Here is a 16692-nt window from a genome sequence, read left to right on the forward strand (position 1 = left end):
CGCGGGGCCCCTCCGCCACGCCGCCCCTCCCCGGCGCCCGGGACTGCGCCCCGAGACCCGTCCCGGGTGCGGCGCCGTACCCGCAGACCGTCCGCTACGAAGGAGTGAGCAACACGTGAGCACCCCCTACCCGTTCACCGCGGTGGTCGGCCAGAGCGACCTGCGGCTGGCGCTGCTGCTCAACGCCGTGAGCCCGGCGGTCGGCGGTGTGCTCGTGCGCGGCGAGAAGGGCACCGCCAAGTCCACGGCCGTCCGGGCCCTGTCCGCGCTGCTGCCGCAGGTGGACGTCGTACCCGGCTGCCGGTTCTCGTGCGCGCCCGCCGCGCCCGATCCGGCCTGCCCCGACGGCCCGCACGAGCCCGGGAGCGGCGTCGTCCGGCCCGCGCGGATGGTGGAACTGCCCGTCGGCGCCTCCGAGGACCGCCTGGTCGGCGCGCTCGACATCGAACGGGCGCTGGCGGAGGGCGTGAAGGCGTTCGAGCCGGGCCTGCTCGCCGACGCGCACCGGGGCATCCTCTACGTCGACGAGGTCAACCTCCTCCACGACCACCTCATCGACCTGCTCCTGGACGCCGCCGCGATGGGCGCCTCCTACGTCGAGCGCGAAGGGGTCTCCGTCCGCCACGCGGCCCGCTTCCTCCTCGTCGGCACGATGAACCCCGAGGAGGGCGAGCTCCGTCCGCAGCTCCTGGACCGCTTCGGGCTCACCGTCGAGGTCGCGGCCTCGCGCGAGCCCGCCCAGCGCGTCGAGGTGGTGCGCCGCCGGCTCGCCTACGAGGACGACCCCGCGGCCTTCGCGAGCCGCTGGGCCGATGACGAACGCGAGGTCCGGGCACGGGTGGTGGCCGCGCGGGCGCTGCTGCCGAAGGTCGTGCTCGACGACACCTCGCTGCTGCGGATCGCGGCCACCTGCGCCGGGTTCGAGGTCGACGGCATGCGGGCCGACATCGTGATGGCCCGCACGGCGACGGCCCTGGCCGCCTGGGCCGGGCGGACCGAGGTGCGCAAGGAGGACGTGCGGCAGGCCGCGTTGCTGGCGCTCCCCCACCGGCGCCGGCGCAACCCCTTCGACGCCCCCGGCCTCGACGAGGACAAGCTGGACGAGATCCTGGACCGGTTCCCCGACGAGGAACCCGAACCGGAGCCCGAACCGGAACCCGAGCCGGAGGGCCCGCAGGACGGTGGTCCCGGGGACGACGGCCCGGGCGACGGCGGTCCGGACGGTGGCGGTCCGGACGGTGGCGGCGGCGTACCCCCGCAGGGCGAAGCGCCGGAGGCCGCTCAGGCGCCCGACGCGCCGGGCCCGAACGAGGCGCCCGAGCCGCAGCCCGCACCCCCCTCGCCCGAAGGGGGCGGCGCGCCCGAACAGGCGCCCGTACGGGCCGCCGAGCCCTTCCGGACCAAGATGCTGAGCGTGCCGGGCCTCGGCGAGGGCGCGGCCGGCCGCCGCTCCCGCGCCCGGACCGCGCACGGCCGCACCACCGGCGCCCAGCGCCCCCGCGGCCACCTGACGAAGCTGCACCTGGCCGCGACCATCCAGGCGGCGGCGCCGCACCAGAAGGCGCGCGGGCGCAGCGGGCGCGGGCTCGTCGTGCGGGCGGACGACCTGCGGCAGGCGACCCGTGAGGGCCGCGAGGGCAACCTCGTCCTGTTCGTCGTCGACGCCTCTGGTTCGATGGCCGCCCGGCAGCGCATGGGCGCGGTCAAGGGCGCCGTCCTGTCGCTGCTGTTGGACGCCTACCAGCGCCGCGACAAGGTCGGTCTGATCACCTTCCGGGGTGCGGGCGCCGAGCTGGCGCTGCCCCCGACCTCGTCCGTGGACGCGGCGGCGGCCCGGCTGGAGAAGCTGCCGACCGGTGGGCGGACCCCGCTGGCGGCCGGACTGCTCAAAGCCCACGAGGTGCTGCGGATCGAGCGGCTGCGGGATCCCTCCCGGCGACCGCTGCTCGTGGTCGTCACCGACGGACGGGCCACCTCGGCGGGCACGCTCGGTGGGGACCCGCGCGAACTGTCCGGGCGCAGTGCGCGGATGTTGGCGGCCCAGGGGCTGGCCTCGGTGGTCGTGGACTGCGAGACGGGTCCGGTCCGGCTGGGGCTGGCCGGGGTGCTGGCCGCCGACCTCGGCGGGCCGGCCGTCACGCTCGACGGGCTGCGGGCCGACTCGCTGGCCGGCCTGGTGAAGAACGTACGTACCTCAGTGACCTCGAACACCACCCCCAACAGGAGGGCCGCGTAATGCCCCAGGGACAACCGTCCGTCGTTCCGGACGACGGGCTCACGACGCGCCAGCGCCGCAATCGTCCGCTCGTCTTCGTCCACACCGGCCCGGGCAAGGGCAAGTCGACGGCGGCCTTCGGACTGGCGCTGCGCGCCTGGAACCAGGGTTGGTCGATCGGGGTGTTCCAGTTCGTCAAGTCGGCGAAGTGGAAGGTCGGCGAGGAGAACGCGCTCAAGGTGCTCGGCGCCTCCGGGGAGGGCGGCCCGGTCGTCTGGCACAAGATGGGCGAAGGCTGGTCCTGGGTCCAGCGCGACGCACAGCTCGACAACGAGCAGGCGGCGAAGGAGGGCTGGGAACAGGTCAAGCGGGACCTGGCCGCCGAGACCCACCGGCTGTACGTGCTGGACGAGTTCGCGTACCCGATGCACTGGGGTTGGATCGACGTGGACGAGGTGATCGAGGTACTGCGCGACCGTCCCGGCACCCAGCACGTGGTCATCACGGGCCGCAACGCGCCCGAGAAGCTCCTGGAGTTCGCCGATCTGGTCACCGAGATGACCAAGGTCAAGCACCCCATGGACGCCGGCCAGAAGGGCCAGAAGGGCATCGAGTGGTGACCTCGCTCCACATGCCGCGGCTGGTCATCGCCGCGCCGTCCTCCGGCAGCGGCAAGACCACCGTGGCGACGGGCCTGATGGCGGCCTTCGCGGAGCGCGGCCTCGCCGTGTCCCCGCACAAGGCCGGGCCCGACTACATCGACCCGGGCTACCACGCGTTGGCCACCGGCCGGCCGGGTCGGAACCTGGACGCCTTCATGTGCGGGCCGGAGCTGGTCGCGCCGCTGTTCGCGCACGGGGCGGCGGGGTGCGACCTCGCCCTCGTCGAAGGCGTGATGGGCTTGTACGACGGGGCGGCGGGGCGGGGTGAGCTGGCGTCGACGGCGCAGGTCGCGAAGTTGCTGCGGGCGCCGGTGGTGCTCGTGGTGGACGCGTCCTCGCAGTCGCGATCCGTGGCGGCGCTGGTGCACGGCTTCGCGTCGTTCGACCCCCGGGTGCGCCTGGGCGGGGTGATCCTCAACAAGGTCGGCTCCGACCGGCACGAGGTGATGCTGCGGGAGGCGTTGGAAGAGGCCGGGATGCCGGTCCTGGGGGTCCTGCGGCGGGCTCCGCAGGTGGCCGCGCCGTCGCGGCACCTGGGGCTGGTGCCGGTGGCGGAGCGGCGGGCCGACGCGGTGGCCGCGGTGGCTGCGCTGGCGGACCAGGTCCGGGCCGGGTGCGACCTGGAGGCCCTGATGGCCCTGGCGCGCACGGCCCCGCCGCTGGAGTGCGAGGCGTGGAGTCCCGGGTCCGAGTGGGAGGCCGGGCGGGATCACGGGCGGGACCGGACGCCGACGCCGGATCAGGCGCCGGATCAGGCGCCGGGTCGGGCGCCCGGTCAGGGGCGGGGTGCCGGTCGGCGGCCCGTCGTCGCGGTCGCGGGCGGCGCCGCCTTCACCTTCTCCTACGCCGAGCACGCGGAGCTCCTCACGGCGGCGGGCGCGGAGGTCGTCACCTTCGACCCCCTCCGGGACGAGGCCCTCCCCGAGGGCACCACCGGCCTGGTGATCGGCGGCGGCTTCCCCGAGGTGTACGCGCCCGAGCTCTCCGCCAACGCGCCGCTGCGCCGGGCCGTCGCCGACTTCGCCGCGGCCGGCGGCCCGGTGGCGGCCGAGTGCGCGGGGCTGCTGTACCTGGCGCGGTCGCTGGACGGGAAGCCGATGTGCGGGGTGCTCGACGCCGACGCGCGGATGTCGGAGCGCCTGACGCTGGGCTACCGCGAGGCGGTCGCGGTGTCGGACAGCGCGCTGGCCCTCGCCGGGACCCGGCTGCGGGGACACGAGTTCCACCGGACGGTGATCGAGCCGGGCGCGGGAGCGGCCCCCGCGTGGGGTTTCACGCATCCCGAACGCCGTGTCGAGGGCTTCGTACAGGGCGGTGTCCACGCCAGCTACCTGCACACGCACTGGGCGGCGCGGCGGTCCGTCGCCCGACGGTTCGCGGAAGCGGCGGCGGCCCGGTCGTGAGGTCAGTCCGCGAGGCCGACCACGAGCCAGATCCCGGCCACCCCGCCCACGGTGCACAGCAGCGTGGACAGCGCGGGGTGCCTGTGGTGCGCCTCGGGGAGGATCTCGGCGGCGGCCAGGTAGAGCAGGACGCCGGCGAAGAAGCCGAGGTACGCCCCGAGCGGTTCCTCCGGAAGGGTGAACAGCAGGGTGGAAAGGGCGCCCACGACCGGCGCGACGGCGTCGGCGAAGAGCATCAGCTGCGCCTTGCGGCGGGCGTTCCCGTACAGGCTGGTGAGCGTGTACGTGTTGAACCCGTCGGCGAAGTCGTGGGTGACGACCGCGAGGGCGACGGCCACGCCCATCCCGCCGCCGACCTGGAAGGCGGCGCCGAGGGCCACCCCGTCGGCGAGGCTGTGGCCGACCATGGCGGCGGCCGCGGTGAGCCCGACCTCGGGGGTCCGGTGCGCGTGCGGTCGTTCGCGGGCGCGGGCGCGGTCGTGGGGGTGGTCGGGGTCGTCGGGGTCGTCGGGGACGCGCGGGACGTTCGGGACGCCGTTCGCGGCGCCGTGCGCGGCCTGCCGCACGGCGAGCAGCCGCTCGGCGACGTGCGCGAGCAGGAAGCCGGTGACGAAGAGCAGCAGGGCGAGCGGGACGCCGAACACCGGGCGGCCCGCGGCCCGCATGGCCTCGGGGAGCAGGTCGAGGCCGACGACGCCGAGCATCAGCCCGCCGGCCAGGCCCAGCACGAGGTGGCGCCGGTCGGTGACGCGCTGCGCCGTCCATCCGCCCGCCAGGGTCATCAGGAACGCGCCCAACGCCACGATCACGGCCATGTGCCCCTGAATACCGATTGTCGGCGTCGCGCGCACTTCCCCGCGCGGGACGACGGAGACGTATTGACGACGGCGGCCCGACAATGACTCGACAGGACGACGGAGGGAGGGCTTCGGTGGGCGAGTACGCGACCCGGCTGGTGGTCGGGGTGGGCGGACGGGCGGGGGTCTCCGTGGCGGAGGTCTGTGCGCTGGTCGAGGAGACGTTGCGGGGGGCGGGGCTGGCCACCGACGCGGTGACGGCCTTGGCCACGGTGGAGCCCAAGACGAAGGAGGCGGGGATCGCGGGCGCGGCGAAACGTTTCGGCGTGCCGTTGCTCGGCTACCCCGCGGAGAAGCTGGCGACCATCGCGGTACCGCACCCCTCGGACGCGGCGCTCGACGGCGTCGGCACCGCCTCGGTGGCGGAGGCGGCGGCGCTCGCGGGGGGCGGGGAACTCCTCGTACCCAAACGCCGGTCGGTGGCGGCGACCTGCGCCGTCGCCACCGCGCAGGGACACGATCTGCGCCACCACGGCGACGCGGAGGTGCGGGACGCGAAAGCGGGACTCGTCGACCTCGCGGTCAACGTACGGACGCACACGCCCCCGGAGTGGCTCAAGCAGCGGATCGCGGCCTCCCTCGGGGATCTCGCCGCGTACCCCGACGGCCGCGCGGCCCGCGCGGCCGTCGCGGAGCGGCACGGGCTGCCGGTCGGACGCGTGCTGTTGACGGCGGGGGCGGCGGAGGCGTTCGTACTGATCGCCCGGGCGCTGGGCGCCGTCCGGCCGGTGGTGGTGCATCCGCAGTTCACCGAACCGGAGGCGGCCCTGCGGGACGCGGGCCACCGGGTGGAGCGGGTGGTGCTGCGGGCGGCGGACGGGTTCCGGCTGGACCCGGCGGCGGTGCCGGAGGACGCGGACCTGGTGGTGGTCGGGAACCCGACCAACCCGACGTCCGTGCTCCACCCGGCGGCCGGCCTGGCGGCGCTGGCCCGGCCGGGCCGGATCCTGGTGGTGGACGAGGCCTTCATGGACGCGGTCCCGGGCGAACGGGAGGCGCTGGCCGGGCGGACGGACGTACCGGGGCTGGTGGTGCTGCGCAGCCTGACGAAGACGTGGGGGCTGGCGGGGCTGCGGATCGGGTACGTGCTGGCCGAGCCGGAGGTGATCACGAAGCTGGCGGCGGCGCAGCCGCTGTGGCCGGTGTCGACGCCGGCTTTGGTGGCGGCGCAGGCGTGCATGACCCCGGAGGCACTGGCGGAGGCGGAGGCGGCGGCGCGGCAGATCGCGGTGGACCGGGCCCATCTGCTGGCGGGGCTCGCGGAGTTCGAGGAGATCTCGGTGTCGGGGGTGGCGCAGGGGCCGTTCGTGCTGATCCGGGTGCCGGGCGCGGAGCAGGTCCGTGCCCGCCTGCGCGCGCTGGGCTTCGCGGTGCGCCGCGGGGACACCTTCCCGGGCCTGGACGCCTCCTGGTTGCGCCTCGCGGTCCGCGACCGCCCCACGACGGGCCGCCTCCTCCAGGCCCTCGACCACGCCCTGACCCTGACCACGCACTGACCCGCCCCGCGGGACCGCTGGAGGGGTATCCCGGTCTGGCTCGTGGCGCGCCCGGCCTCCGGGGGATGGTGGGCGGCCTCACCTGTTCTGGCGGCTACCGCGTCGGCGAGGGGCAGCGGGGCGGGGTTCGCTGGGGCGATGCCCCGGACCCCGCGCCCCAAACGCCGGCGAGGCTGGTGGTCGGCCCCCTGCCACGCCGGCTGCGTCGACGCCGCTCGACGCGCGGCCTTGCTCGGCCGCCCGGGTCGGGGCCGGCTCCGGCCCGGCCTACTGCCCGGCGCCCGGAGCCGTTCCGGGTCGCCCGCCGGCGTAACCGGGATTCCGGCGGGGCCGGTCTCACGGACACGAGCCCCCGACGCCGCTCTGGGCCGCCGTTCCGGGTCGTCCGCGCCTCCTGCGCCGCCGCCGACGGCTCGCTGACCGCCGGGAAGCGGAGCGAGTACGCCCCGCCGACCGGCAAGTCACCGCCGCGGTGACGTCCCGGGGCGCGACCGTCCGGGGACCGGGGCACGCCGCGCGCTGACGGATTCCTCGGCCGACCGGCCGCGCTACGAGGACTTGCCGCGCCGGATGAGGAGCAACGCGCCCGCGCCGACGCCGAGCAGCAGCAGCGCCCCGCCCGCCACATAGGGCGTCGCCGAACTGCTCCCGGTCTCGGCGAGGTCGGCGCGCACGGGTGTCGTCGCGCCGCTCGCCGTCTGCGGCTTGACGTCCGACGGCGCGGAGGCGGCCGTGCTCGGCGCGGGGCCCGTCGGGGCCTCGCAGTGGGCCTCGGCCAGGACGACCTCGCCCTCGACCCGCGCCACGTTCAGCTTCAGCGGGTTCACCGAGACCTTGAGCCGGAGCGCCGCCGCCGCGGCCGTGGTGGAGGTGGTCCGCGTACCGGACAGCTCCAGGTCGACCAGGCCGACCCCCGGGACCTCGACCTTGGTCGGGCCGCCCGCCGACAGGGTGACCTTCTTGCCGAGGACGGTGACGGCACCGAGCACGTTCGAGCCGGCCACCGGCTTGCGCCCGGCCTCGCACACCGCCGTGGAGGTGACCTTCTCGACTTGGATCAGGGAGAGCAGCGGCAGCCCGGGCACGTGCACGGTGGCGTTGGCGAGGTTGGACTCGGCCCGCGCGCCGTGGGTGTCCGCGGTCGCCTTGGCGGTGGCCACGTCCGCCCGCAACACGCTGACGGGGTTGCCCTGTTCGGCGCCGTCGACGGTCACGGTGAGGGCGGTCTTCTCGGCCGTCGCCGGGGCGCTGACCTCGTTGAGGGTGGCCGTGAGCGGGACGTGGACGGCCTCGCCCAGCAGGCCGACGTCGAGTCCGGCGCGCAGGACGACGGCGCCGGCCTTGCCCTGGCCCGCCGCGCCGCCACTGCCACTGGCCGCCTCGGTGGCCAAGGCGGGCGGCGCGGTGAGCAGGGCCACCGCCCCCGCGGCGAGCAGGGCGGCCGCGGGCATGCGGAAGGTGTTGCTGTTCAAGATGGTGGAACCCCCGGGAAGATGGGTGCCGTCGCGCGGCCAATGGGGGACATCGCGCACGCCGACGGCTTCGACCCTCGGATTCTTTAAGCACTGTGGGTGAACGGGGGTCAACCTGAGGTGGCTTCACCCCAATGGGTGGTTTCCGACCGCCCGTGCGAATCATCGGCCCCAGCAGGAACGGGAGTTCCCCCCTTCACGCCCGAACGGCCCCGTTGACCACCACGCGCAGCGGCTGCGCCAGGGTCCGTACGTCAACGCGCGGGTCCGATCCGTAGACCACGAGGTCGGCCGGCGCGCCCTCGGTCAGGCCGGGCCGGCCGAGCCACTCGCGGGCCGACCAGGCGGTGGCGGAGAGGGCGGCCGATGTCGGCAGCCCGGCCTTCACCAGCTCCGCGACCTCGGCGGCGACCAGGCCGTGCGGCAGGGAACCGCCCGCGTCGGTGCCGACGTAGACCGGGACCCCCGCGTCGTAGGCGGCCCGTACGGTGTCGTACCGGCGCTCGTGCAGCCGCCGCATGTGCGCCGACCAGGCCGGGAACTTCGCCTCGCCGCCCGCCGCCAGCTTGGGGAACGTCGCGATGTTCACCAGGGTCGGGACGATGGCGACCCCGCGCTCCGCGAACAGCGGGATGGTGTCCTCCGTGAGCCCGGTGGCGTGCTCGACGCAGTCGATGCCCGCCTCGACCAAGTCGCGCAGCGAGTCCTCGGCGAAGCAGTGCGCGGTGACGCGGGCGCCCAGGCGGTGCGCCTCGGCGATGGCCGCCTCCACCTCCGCGCGCGGCCAACAGGCGGTCAGGTCCCCGGCGTCGCGGTCGATCCAGTCGCCGACCAGCTTGACCCAGCCGTCGCCGCGCCGCGCCTCGCGCCCCACGTACTCGACCAGGTCGGCCGGCTCGATCTCGTGCGCGTAGTTGCGGATGTAGCGGCGGGTCCGGGCGATGTGCCGGCCCGCCCGGATGATCTTCGGCAGGTCCTCGCGGTCGTCGATCCAGCGGGTGTCGGAGGGCGATCCGGCGTCCCGGATCAGGAGGGTGCCGGCGTCGCGGTCGGTGAGCGCCTGGCGTTCGGCGGTCGCCGCGTCGACGGGCCCGTGGGCGTCGAGGCCCACGTGGCAGTGCGCGTCGACGAGGCCGGGCAGGGCCCAACCCGTGACCGTGGTGATCTCGCGGGCGGCGCGCGGGCGCTCGTAGGAGATCCGGCCGCCGATCACCCACAGTTCATCGCGTACGTCGTCGGGTCCGACGAGCACCCGCCCCTTGACGTGCAGCACTTCGCCCTCGGACCCGCCTTCGGACCCGCCCTCCGACCGATCGTCGGCCCGGCCCGCTCCGCCCACCTCACGCGCATCGCTCATGGCGGCACCTTACGTCCGTGCTCGGTAGGCTCGGCCGGTGACCCCGGACGAAGAGAGCACCGCCGTGACCCACCCCCTGTTGGACCTCCCGCCGCTGACCGCCGACCGTTTCGCGTCGATCGAGCGGGGGGTGGCGGAGCTGCTCGGTACCCGCCAGGACGTGGTGATCACCCAGGGCGAGGCGCTGCTGCCGCTGGAGGCGTGCATCCGCTCGGGGGCCCGTCCCGGTTCGACGGCGCTGAACATCGTGACGGGTCCGTACGGGACCACGTTCGGCAACTGGCTGCGCGACTGCGGGGCGACGGTGGTGGACCTGGCGGTGCCGTTCCACACCGCGGTCACCGGGGAGCAGGTCGCCGGGGCGCTGGCCGCGCACCCGGAGATCGACTTCGTCTCGCTGGTGCATGCCGAGGCCGCGACGGGCAACACCAACCCGGTCGCGGAGATCGGCGAGGCCGTCCGGGCCCACGGCGCCCTGTTCATGCTGGACGCGGTGGCCTCGGTGGCCGCCGAGCCGCTGCTCCCGGACGCGTGGGGGGTGGACCTGTGCGTGATCGGCGCGCAGAAGGCGATGGGGGGCCCGGCGGGCGTCTCGGCGGTGTCCGTCTCGGAGCGCGCCTGGGCCCGCTTCGCGGAGAACCCGGCGGCGCCCCGGCGTTCGTACCTGTCGCTGCTGGACTGGAAGCAGCGCTGGATCGACGCCGGCCGTACGACCCTGCTGCACGCCCCCGCCCAGCTGGAGATGCTGGCGCTGGAGGCGTGCCTCGACCGGATCGCCGCCGAGGGGCTGCCCGCGGTGATGGGCCGGCACGCGGCCGCGGCCGCCGCGACCCGAGCGGGCGCGACGGCGCTGGGCGTGGCCCCGTACGTCCCGGTGGCGGTGGAGGCGGCGCCGGTGGCGACGACCCTGCGGGTGGCGGACGCCTCCGTGGTGGTGGCCAAGGCGCTGTCGGCGGACCCGACCGCTCCGCTCGCGGCGGGCGGCGGGGCGCTCGCCCAGGAGATGATCCGGGTCAACCACTACGGCCCGGCGGCCTCCCCGGAGGCGGTGCGGGCGTCGTTGACCGCGCTGGCCTCCGCCCTGTCGGCCGACCCGGCCCCGGCGCTCGCCGCGGCGGACGCGGTCTGGTAGTCCGAAGCGAGGCCTGGCCCCGGCCTCCGCCTCGCGAGGGCGCGCTCGGGGCCGGTTCTGGGCCGGTTCGGGGCCGGCCGGATCAGTCCGCGAGGACGTCCAGGAGCCGGTCGACGTCCGCCTCGGTGTTGTAGAGGTGGAACGAGGCCCGCAGGCCGCCGGCCCGGGCCGATGTGGCGATGCCGGCGGCTTGGAGGGCGGGCTGTCGGTGGGCCAGCCCGGGAACGGTGACGATCGGGGCCCCGCCGGTGACCGGTTCGTGGCCCAGGCGGGCGAGGCCGGCCCGGTAGCGGGCGGCCAGGGCGGTGTTGTGCGCGTGGACGACGGCGACGCCGATCCGCTCCAGCAGCGCCAGCGAGGGCTCGGCGGCGTGGTAGCCGAGGAACGCCGGGGACTCGTCGAAGCGCCGGGCCCCTTCGGCCAGTCGCGGCATCGGCCCGTAGGTGGCGTCCCAGACGGACTCCGCCGCCACCCAGCCGGCGTGCAGCGGGGTGAGGGTGTCCTGGGCCTCCTCGGACACGGTGAGGTACGAGGCCCCGCGCGCGCCGAGCAGCCACTTGTAGCCGGCGGTGACGGTGTAGTCGTAGGGCGCGGCGTCGAAGGGCACGCTGCCCACCGCCTGGGTCGCGTCGACGAGCATCCGCGCGCCGTGGGCGACCGTCGCGGCCCGTACCGCCGCCAGGTCGGCGGTGCGGCCGTCGGCGGACTGCACGGCGGACAGCGAGACGAGCGCCGTGTCGGGGCCGACGGCTTCGGCCAGCGACTCCAGCGGGGCGAGGCGGAGCTTGAGGTCGGCGCGAACGACGAAGGGGTTCATCACCGAGGCGAAGTCCCCTTCGGGACACACGACTTCGGAGCCGGCGGGGAGGGCTGCCGCGACGAGACCGACGTGCGTCGCGACCGAGGAGCCGAGCGCGACCCGTGCGACGGGCACGCCGACGAGCCGGGCGAAGGCCGCCCGGACCCGGTTGACCCGGTCGAAGTCCCCGAATCCGGCCGGGTCCCCGGCCCCGGCCGCCTCGGCCAGGGCCCGGACCTCGGCGACGGCGGAACGCGGGAGGATTCCGCAACTGGCCGTGTTGAGGTAGGTGGTGGAGTGCGCGAACTCGGCCCTGAGGGCGGGGAGGTCCATGCCCTCAACTCTGCGCCAAGGCCGGCTCCCCGTCCACGCCCGTCGCGCCGGTGTCCGCTACGCCCGGGGGACGGCGCACACCCCGTCGGGCTCGCACACCTCGCCGTCGGCGGCCTTGGACGGGGCGACCTCGCGGCCGGCCCACGCCTGTTCGAGCGCCTGCGTGAACACCTCGGCGGGCTGCCCGCCGGAGATGCCGTAGCGGCGGTCGAGGACGAAGAACGGTACGGCGTTGGCCCCCAGTTCGGCCGCCTCGCGCTCGTCGGCGCGCACGTCGTCGGCGTAGGCGGAGTCGTCGGCGAGGACCGTACGGGCCTCCGCCTCCTCCAGCCCGGCCTCGACGGCGAGGGCGACCAGCACCTCAGGGTCGAAGACGCTGCGCTCCTCGGCGAAGTTGGCGCGGTAGGCCAGGTCGAGCAGTTCCTCCTGACGACCCCGGGCGGCGGCCAGGTGCAGCAGGCGGTGGATGTCGAAGGTGTTGCCGTGGTCGCGCCCCTCGACCCGGTACGCCAGCCCCTCGCCGCGCGCACTGGCGGCGACGTGCTCCTCCATGCCGCGCGCCTCGTCGAGGGTGCGGCCGTACTTCTTGGCCAGCATCTCCAGGACCGGCGCGGTCACGCCCTTGGGGCCGTGCGGATCGAGTTCGAAGGACCGGAAGACGACCTCCACCCGGTCGCGGTGCGCGAAGTCGGCCAGCCCCTTGGCGAACCGGGCCTTGCCGATGTAGCACCACGGGCAAGCGATGTCGCTCCAGATCTCGACGCGCATGATCCTTCTTCTCTCGGGTTCGGGGGCCGTCCGACGGGAGGACCGGGCGGTTTCCCCTTCAACCAACTGCCGGAGCGTCTCATTCCCCGGACGGGTCCCCCACGCGCAGCCAGAGCGTGAGGTGGCTGCCGGAGCGGGACGCCGCGGGCTCCGGGCGCCAGCCGAGGGAGGCGTAGAAGGACTGGGCGCGCGTGTTGTGCTCGTACACCTCCAGGCGGGCCCGGGTGACCCCGGCGCGGCGCCAGGCGTCCAGGCAGGCGGCGTGCAGGGCCGCGCCGGTGCCGTGGCGCCAGTGGGCGGGGTCCACGTGGAGTTGGGTGAGCGTGCTCTGCCCGTCGGCGGTGCGGAACGCGGCGACCCCGGTGAGTATGCCGTCCTGTTCGGCGCAGAACACGCCGCCTTCGGAGCCGGCGCGCGCGACGGCGCGGGCCCAGCCCTCGCGGCTGCGCGCGAGTTCCGCTTCGCCCCCGTACACCTTCTCGGGGGCACGGCCCCGGTAGTAGGTGGCACGGGCCCGGGTGTGGAGGGCGGCGATGGCGTCGAGGTCGTCGGGGCGCGCGGTTCGGATCATGGACAGGGGAACGCGCCGGGAACCGTGTCGGTTCCCGGCGCGGCGCCCCGCGGGCGGGGAGGCTACTTCTTGAGCCACGCCGGCGGGAGGGCTACTTCTTGAGCCACGCCTGCATCATCTTCTGCGCGATGGGCGCGGCCAGCTTGCCGCCGCCGATCTCGGAACGGTCGGTGTCCGAGTTCTCGATCACCACCGCGACGGCGATCTGCTTGCCGTCGGTCTTCCCGTACGAGGTGAACCAGGCCAGCGGCGGCAGGCTGTTGTTCACGCCGCGCTGCGCGGTACCCGTCTTGCCGCCGACCTCGGCGCCCGCGACCTGCGCGGGCTTGCCGCCGCCCTGGGTAGCGACGGTGCGCATCGCGTCCTGGAGCATCGAGGCGGTCTTGGCGCTCATGACCTGGTCCGACTTGGGGTCCTTGAAGCTCTCCAGCACATTGCCGCCGGAATCGGTGACCTCCGAGACCATGTGCGGCGCGACGAGCTTGCCGCCGTTCTCGATCGCCGCCGTCACCATCGCCATCTGGAGCGGCGTGGCCTGCACGTCGAACTGGCCGATACCCGTCTGTGCGACCTGGTCGACCGACATCTTCGTCGAGGGGTACTTGCTCGCGGGCCGGGCGGTGACGGGGGTGGCGGTCTCCTTGTTGAAGCCCAGCTTCTCCGCCATCGCGCGCATCTTGTCCTGGCCGAGCTTGGACGCCAGTTCGGCGAAGACGTTGTTGCAGGACAGCCGCAGCGCGGTGCGCACGGACACGTTGTTGCACCCGTCGTTGCCGGCCTCGCTGGGCAGGGCGGTACGGGTACCCGGGATCGTGTACGCGCCGGGGATGCCGGTGGGCGCGTCGATGTCGGAGACCAGACCGTTCTCGATGGCCGCCGCCATGGTGACCAGCTTGAAGGTGGAGCCGGGGGCCTGCGGCTTGCGCAGCGCCACGTTCTCCATCGCCTTGCCCTGGTCGGCCGAGAGCTCCTTCCACGCCTGTTCGTCGGTGGCGCCGGTGATCCGGCCCGGGTCGAAGGAGGGGTTGTTCACCATCGCGAGGATCTGCCCGGTCGCCGGGTCGATCGCCACGGCGGAACCCTGCTTGCCCTGCAGCGCGTCGTAGGCCGCCTTCTGGACGCCCTTGTCGATGGTCGTCAACACGTTGCCCGGGGCGGCCCGCTTGTTGGTGAGGATGTCCATCGGCGTCTTCAGCCGACTGTCGGAGCCGTTGAGGATGTTCTTGTAGACGCCCTCCAGCATGCTCACCCCGTACGCCTGGGAGCTGTAGCCGGTGATCGGCGCGTACAGCGGGCCGTCGACGTAGGTGCGCTTGTACTCGAAGTCCTTGCCGCCGGTCTTCACCGAGCCGGTGATCGCCTCACCGCCCACGATGATGTTCCCCAGCGGGTTCTCGTACTGCCCGATGAGGTTGCGCCGGTTGTGCTTGTCGTCTGCGAGCGCCTGGCCTTGGTACGCCTGCACCCAGGTGACCCGTATCAAGAGGGCCGCCACCAGAAGCAGACAGAAGACCGACGCGCGCCTGATCGTCTTGTTCATCCCCCGGAAAGACGTGCCAGCGGCGCAAGACGTTCCACTCTGCCCCGATTGTGGCCGGGTTCTCAGTCTTTCCTCATGAGGAAGCCCCCTTCGTAGGCGGCGATCACCGCTTGGGTGCGGTCGCGGGAGCCGGTCTTGGCGAGGATGGCGGCGACGTGCGTCTTGACCGTCTGGGGCCCGACGCCGAGGCGTTCGCTCACTTCGTGGTTGGACAGGCCGGTGGCGATCAGGCGCAGTACGTCGGCCTCCCGGTCGGTCAGCCGGCGCACCCAGGGGGCGGTGGCGGAGGGGTCGCCGGCCGCGTGGGTGGCGGCGAGGGAGCGGACGGCGGCGGGGAAGAGCAGGGAGTCGCCGCGGGCGACGAGCCGGACCGCTCCGATCAGCTCGTCCGGGTCGGCGCGCTTGAGGAGGAAACCCGCGGCGCCGGCGCGCAGCGCCCCGTAGACGTAGGAGTCGTTCTCGAAGGTGGTGACGACGACGATCCGGGGCGGCTCGGCCATGGTCGCGAGGATCTGCCGAGTGGCGCGTATGCCGTCGATCCCCGGCATCCGTACGTCCATCAGGACCACATCGGGGGCCAGTGCGCGCACGAGGGACACCGCCTCGGCGCCGTCGGCCGCCTCGCCGACGACGTCGAGGTCGGGTTCGGCCTCCAAGATCACGCGCAGGGCGGTACGGACCAACCGCTCGTCGTCGGCGAGCACGATGCGCAGGGGCGGCCGGCTCATCGCTCATCCCCGCCCAGCGGAAGGACGGCACGCAGCCGCCACCGCCCCTCGCCGGGGCCTGCCTCGACGGGTCCGGCCTCGACGCCGCCGCCGAGCAGCGCGGCCCGCTCGGCGGCGCCGCGCAGGCCGCGCCCGCCCGTCGCGCGGGGCTTCGGCCCCTCGGCGGTGCCCGGCGGGTTGGTCATGGTGATCTCCAGTTCGCGTTGCGTGCCGTCGTCCCTGTCCTGCACGGCGATCCACAGCTCGACGGGGCCCGTGCCGTGGCGCAGGGCGTTGCTCAGGCCCTCTTGGACGATGCGGTACGCCTCCCGGGAAACGATCGCGGGGAGTCGGGCCCAGTCCCCGGCGGCCCCTCGGTCCTGGTGGGCGGTGATCCGGGTGCCGGCCGCCCGGGAACGGGCCAGGAGGCCGTCGAGGTCCGCCGCGAGCGTCGGCGCGGGCTGCGACCGGTCCGACCCGTCGGCGCCGTCGCCCTCCCGGAGCAGGCCCAGTACGGCGTCCAGCTCGCCGACCGTCCGCCGGGTGGTGTCCTCGATCGCGGCCAGCGCCTCCCGTACGAAGCCGGGGTCGCTGTCCAGCACCCGCCGGGCGGCGTTCGCCTGGAGGGTGACGGCGCTCAGCGCGTGCCCGACGGCGTCGTGCAGCTCCCGCGCCAGCCGATTACGCACCGCCAGGTCGGCGGCCCGCTCCTCCGCCGCCGCCAGCCGGTCGGCCGCGGTCGGCCCGAGCAGGACGGGCGCCGCCCGGGCCAGCAGCGCCCCGGCCGCGGCGGCGCACAGGACGAGCCCGCACAGCAGCGCGATCCCGAGCAGCGGGGCGGTGTACGGCTCGGCGCCGGTACGGAACCAGCCCAGCCCCACCGGTGCGTCCCGCAGCCGGCGCACGAACGGCAGCACGATCAGCACTACCGCCATGGGCGGTACCGCGAGGCTCATCCCGCTGATGACGGCGCCGACCCCCAGGTGCAGCGTCCACCAGACCGAAGTCCGCCCGCGGGCCTGCCAGGACCGGGCCGGCCCCTCCGCCAGCCGCTCGCCGGGCACCCCGCACAGGGCCCGTACGGCGCCCGCCGACATCGGCCGGACGAGCGCGAACACGGCGGTCACCGCGGCCAGGGGCAGGGAGACCCCGTAGGCGGCGAAGGTCAGGCGGGTGGAGCCGAGGACGTTGCCCACGCTCGCCACGACACTGACCGCCACCTCGGCGAGGAGGAAGTACGGCATCAGCAGGGCGCCGCCCAGGATCAGATGTACCCACCGCCGTCGGGCCCGCGCCCCCAGCAGCCGGGCCACACCGGCCCGTGCCCCCGTCCCCATTCCATCGCCCCCCGGCATCCCACTGCCCCCGTCGGCCCTCTCC

General features: G+C 74.8%; 14 protein-coding genes. 5 read left to right on the forward strand and 9 right to left on the reverse strand.

All coding sequences use genetic code 11. From position 1 onward, the window contains the following. Positions 1-115: 115 nt before the first annotated feature. The 3 genes from ABZ934_RS17090 to ABZ934_RS17100 are packed head-to-tail and all read left to right on the forward strand — an operon-like array spanning position 116 to position 4280. The gene (locus ABZ934_RS17090) at positions 116-2236 is read left to right on the forward strand and encodes a putative cobaltochelatase (RefSeq protein ID WP_361313404.1); all 2121 of its coding nucleotides are present in this window, start codon (positions 116-118) and stop codon (positions 2234-2236) included. Continuing rightward, positions 2236-2835 (forward strand): cob(I)yrinic acid a,c-diamide adenosyltransferase, encoded by a 600-nt coding sequence (cobO, locus tag ABZ934_RS17095; protein ID WP_361313407.1) that lies wholly within the window; start codon positions 2236-2238, stop codon positions 2833-2835. The genes ABZ934_RS17090 and cobO overlap by 1 nt, the downstream gene beginning before the upstream one ends. Before the next feature lie 11 nt (positions 2836-2846). After that, complete coding sequence (locus ABZ934_RS17100) at positions 2847-4280, forward strand: cobyrinate a,c-diamide synthase (protein WP_361313827.1); 1434 nt, start codon at positions 2847-2849, stop codon at positions 4278-4280. Positions 4281-4282: 2 nt separating this feature from the next. Here ABZ934_RS17100 and ABZ934_RS17105 read toward each other — a convergent pair whose 3' ends face one another. Further along, complete coding sequence (locus ABZ934_RS17105; RefSeq protein WP_361313409.1) at positions 4283-5095, reverse strand: ZIP family metal transporter; 813 nt, start codon at positions 5093-5095, stop codon at positions 4283-4285. Positions 5096-5211: 116 nt separating this feature from the next. Here ABZ934_RS17105 and cobC point away from each other — a divergent pair, with 116 nt between their 5' ends. Then, positions 5212-6633 carry an Rv2231c family pyridoxal phosphate-dependent protein CobC gene (gene cobC, locus ABZ934_RS17110; protein ID WP_361313412.1) on the forward strand — a complete coding sequence of 474 codons (1422 nt, stop codon included), beginning with the start codon at positions 5212-5214 and terminating at the stop codon, positions 6631-6633. A gap of 548 nt (positions 6634-7181) precedes the next feature. Here the strand turns inward: cobC and ABZ934_RS17115 are convergent. Both ABZ934_RS17115 and ABZ934_RS17120 read right to left on the reverse strand, forming a co-directional pair. Then, positions 7182-8105: an SCO1860 family LAETG-anchored protein gene (locus ABZ934_RS17115; RefSeq protein ID WP_361313415.1), complete on the reverse strand. Its 924-nt coding sequence runs from the start codon at positions 8103-8105 to the stop codon at positions 7182-7184. Between the two features lie 196 nt (positions 8106-8301). After that, positions 8302-9462, reverse strand: a complete 1161-nt coding sequence (locus ABZ934_RS17120) for an amidohydrolase family protein (protein ID WP_361313418.1) — start codon at positions 9460-9462, stop codon at positions 8302-8304. 64 nt (positions 9463-9526) lie between these two features. On the opposite strand from ABZ934_RS17120, the gene ABZ934_RS17125 reads away from it, so the two are divergent. After that, a complete protein-coding gene (locus ABZ934_RS17125) occupies positions 9527-10594 on the forward strand; it encodes an aminotransferase class V-fold PLP-dependent enzyme (protein WP_361313830.1) in 1068 nt (355 codons plus the stop codon). Positions 10595-10676: 82 nt separating this feature from the next. Here ABZ934_RS17125 and ABZ934_RS17130 read toward each other — a convergent pair whose 3' ends face one another. From ABZ934_RS17130 to ABZ934_RS17155, 6 genes are all read right to left on the reverse strand, one after another. After that, complete coding sequence (locus ABZ934_RS17130) at positions 10677-11726, reverse strand: aminotransferase class V-fold PLP-dependent enzyme (RefSeq protein ID WP_361313420.1); 1050 nt, start codon at positions 11724-11726, stop codon at positions 10677-10679. Between the two features lie 57 nt (positions 11727-11783). Continuing rightward, positions 11784-12494, reverse strand: a complete 711-nt coding sequence (locus ABZ934_RS17135; RefSeq protein WP_361313423.1) for a DsbA family oxidoreductase — start codon at positions 12492-12494, stop codon at positions 11784-11786. Between the two features lie 79 nt (positions 12495-12573). Further along, the gene (locus tag ABZ934_RS17140) at positions 12574-13065 is read right to left on the reverse strand and encodes a GNAT family N-acetyltransferase (RefSeq protein ID WP_361313426.1); all 492 of its coding nucleotides are present in this window, start codon (positions 13063-13065) and stop codon (positions 12574-12576) included. A 91-nt stretch (positions 13066-13156) separates the two neighbouring features. Next, a complete protein-coding gene (locus ABZ934_RS17145) occupies positions 13157-14605 on the reverse strand; it encodes a penicillin-binding transpeptidase domain-containing protein (protein WP_361313429.1) in 1449 nt (482 codons plus the stop codon). 62 nt (positions 14606-14667) lie between these two features. Then, complete coding sequence (locus ABZ934_RS17150) at positions 14668-15333, reverse strand: response regulator transcription factor (RefSeq protein ID WP_361313431.1); 666 nt, start codon at positions 15331-15333, stop codon at positions 14668-14670. Further along, positions 15330-16649, reverse strand: coding sequence for a histidine kinase (locus ABZ934_RS17155; protein WP_361313434.1), 1320 nt, complete (start codon positions 16647-16649; stop codon positions 15330-15332). The genes ABZ934_RS17150 and ABZ934_RS17155 overlap by 4 nt, the downstream gene beginning before the upstream one ends. Between the last annotated feature and the right edge of the window lie 43 nt (positions 16650-16692).

The organism is Streptomyces sp. NPDC046557 (assembly GCF_040645975.1).
In the GTDB taxonomy this organism is placed as follows: Bacteria; Actinomycetota; Actinomycetes; order Streptomycetales; family Streptomycetaceae; genus Streptomyces.

What these genes read in the sequence shown, in the direction of transcription:
- cobO (WP_361313407.1), top strand. Translation starts at nt 2,236, where the DNA reads ATGCCCCAGGGACAACCGTCCGTCGTTCCGGACGACGGGCTCACGACG.
- ABZ934_RS17100 (WP_361313827.1), top strand. Translation starts at nt 2,847, where the DNA reads ATGCCGCGGCTGGTCATCGCCGCGCCGTCCTCCGGCAGCGGCAAGACC.
- ABZ934_RS17105 (WP_361313409.1), bottom strand. Translation starts at nt 5,095, where the DNA reads ATGGCCGTGATCGTGGCGTTGGGCGCGTTCCTGATGACCCTGGCGGGC.
- ABZ934_RS17120 (WP_361313418.1), bottom strand. Translation starts at nt 9,462, where the DNA reads ATGAGCGATGCGCGTGAGGTGGGCGGAGCGGGCCGGGCCGACGATCGG.
- ABZ934_RS17130 (WP_361313420.1), bottom strand. Translation starts at nt 11,726, where the DNA reads ATGGACCTCCCCGCCCTCAGGGCCGAGTTCGCGCACTCCACCACCTAC.
- ABZ934_RS17135 (WP_361313423.1), bottom strand. Translation starts at nt 12,494, where the DNA reads ATGCGCGTCGAGATCTGGAGCGACATCGCTTGCCCGTGGTGCTACATC.
- ABZ934_RS17140 (WP_361313426.1), bottom strand. Translation starts at nt 13,065, where the DNA reads ATGATCCGAACCGCGCGCCCCGACGACCTCGACGCCATCGCCGCCCTC.
- ABZ934_RS17145 (WP_361313429.1), bottom strand. Translation starts at nt 14,605, where the DNA reads ATGAACAAGACGATCAGGCGCGCGTCGGTCTTCTGTCTGCTTCTGGTG.
- ABZ934_RS17150 (WP_361313431.1), bottom strand. Translation starts at nt 15,333, where the DNA reads ATGAGCCGGCCGCCCCTGCGCATCGTGCTCGCCGACGACGAGCGGTTG.
- ABZ934_RS17155 (WP_361313434.1), bottom strand. Translation starts at nt 16,649, where the DNA reads ATGGGGACGGGGGCACGGGCCGGTGTGGCCCGGCTGCTGGGGGCGCGG.